The organism is Bradyrhizobium sp. 142 (assembly GCF_023074015.1).
In the GTDB taxonomy this organism is placed as follows: domain Bacteria; phylum Pseudomonadota; class Alphaproteobacteria; order Rhizobiales; family Xanthobacteraceae; genus Bradyrhizobium.
Map to the genome: position 1 here is coordinate 1 of NZ_JADPKQ010000487.1, position 1,895 is coordinate 1,895.

Sequence of the window (1,895 nt, forward strand, 5' to 3'; positions counted from 1 at the left end):
AACGCGCGCCTCGATCACACTAAAGCGGCCTGCAGGATAGATCGCTTCGGGACGGAATCCGTTTTCGTTCAGGAGAGGTCGATATTCCTTCTCGGTGCGCTCGAGACCTCCCGGGCCGCGAAGCATATTCAGGTCGCTCATCGCGTGCGCTTTGTCCTCATCTTTGACACTCAGCGAATCCGGCATGATTCGTTCGACCAACAGCAGTGTCCCCTGTCCCGGCAGAGCCTGGCGACAATTTTTGAGGATTGCGCCACTACGTGCGTTGTCCCAGTCGTGAATCACACTTTTGAGGATGATGGCATCGGCGATGGCTGGAACCGTTTCGAAGAAGTCGCCAGCCAGGAAGCTCGCACGGTCACTGACGCCCACACGCTCGAAATGATCGTTCGCTGTTGCGGCACATCTGGGAAGATCGAGAACCGTCCCGCGAATCCGTGGATATTGCTTTGCGACGGCCCCGATCAGTTCGCCCGACCCGCCCCCCACATCCATTAGATGAGAAATGCGGCCGAAATCATAGGCCGAAAGGATGTCCGGCGTTACCAGACGAGTGAGATCCGTCATTGCAGCGTTGAATATGCGCACGTTCTCAGGCGTGCGCGACATCAGATCGAAACTGTCGTTCAGGCCAAGAAGCTGCGCGGCCGTCTTCCCGGTCACGATTGACTCAAGCAGCCCGTTCCACGATTTGGAAAGCATTTCGCCTTCAAAGATTGCCCAGCTCTTGGCGGAATGGTCGGCAGCGCCGTCCAGTGCCGTGCCAATTTCCGTCAATGAATATCGCTCGTCGTCAGGCCGCGCGCAGACGCCGACGGTTGAAAGTCCGGTCAGCAGCCGTCCAAGTGCGTTTCGATCCGCACCTGTTGCCTTCGCGAGCGCGTCGAGGGACTTCGGACCGTCGCGAAGCAACTCGGCAATCCCGAGCTTGGCCGCGACGTAAATCACCGCCGTCACGCGATGGGACTGGATGAGGTCGAGAAGCTTGAGAGCCGAGATAGACGAAGACATGGGTTACTCCATATCGCTTTTGCGCTATTGCGCGTTCCGGATGTCGACAATCTTGGTGACTTCGCCTAGCCATGCGCGTTGCCACGCGATTGCCGCCCTCAGCTCTTCGGTCGTCCCGTTGAGGACAGTGTGACCGCCGGCCTCCAGCTTTCGGCGAACTTCAGGCTCGCGAGAGATCGCCGCGACGTCGGCAGCGACTCGATTTCGCAACGCTTCTGGCATAGCCTTGCTGCCAAAAATGCCAGCCAACCCGTCTATTTCAAGCTCGGGGTAGCCGAGTTCGCGCGCGGTCTGAAGGTTGGGTAATGCGGCGGCGCGCGTCGGATTGATGACAGCAAGGAAGAGTGCCTTTCCGGACTGCACCGGGGAGGATGACGCCGTCAGTGATGTCACCAAAATCTGAATCCGGCCTTCGCCGAGGTCGGCCTGGGGTTGCGATGCATCGCGATAACTGACGAAGTTCACCTGCAAGCCGTTCCGCTTCAGGAACGCCGCAAAGACGTATCGCGGCAGGGTCGGTCCGGACGTCCAGGCGTATTTGCCGGGATTTGATCTGAGGACATCGATCAATTCCCGAACGCTGCGGACCGACAGATCGTTGTTGACTGCGAGAGTGAGGACGATCGCAGTCGTGGCAGCGATCGGCTCCAGATCGCGGTCCACGTCGTAAGGTAACTTATCGATTAGCAACGGCGCAACGGTGACCGATCCAGCAACCGTATACAGAAGGGTATGGTCGTCCTGATTGGCGACGAAAGAACCCACACCGATGGTGCCTTCCGCGCCGGGCTTGTCTTCGACGATCACCGGCTTGCCCCATCGCTTACCGAGCGCATCGGCGAATATCCGAGCCGCCGCATCATTCGCGCTTCCGGCCGGGAACG

Annotated in this window: 2 protein-coding genes; both read right to left on the bottom strand. The window is 59.1% G+C overall.

Annotated elements, in window-relative coordinates; genetic code table 11:
• On the bottom strand, window positions 1-1,011 hold a 1,011-nt coding region (locus IVA82_RS44130; protein WP_247493924.1), incomplete at its 3' end, for an acetylserotonin O-methyltransferase.
• Between the two features lie 24 nt (window positions 1,012-1,035).
• The coding region (locus tag IVA82_RS44135) for a tripartite tricarboxylate transporter substrate binding protein (RefSeq protein ID WP_247385666.1) at window positions 1,036-1,895 on the bottom strand (860 nt) is incomplete at its 5' end.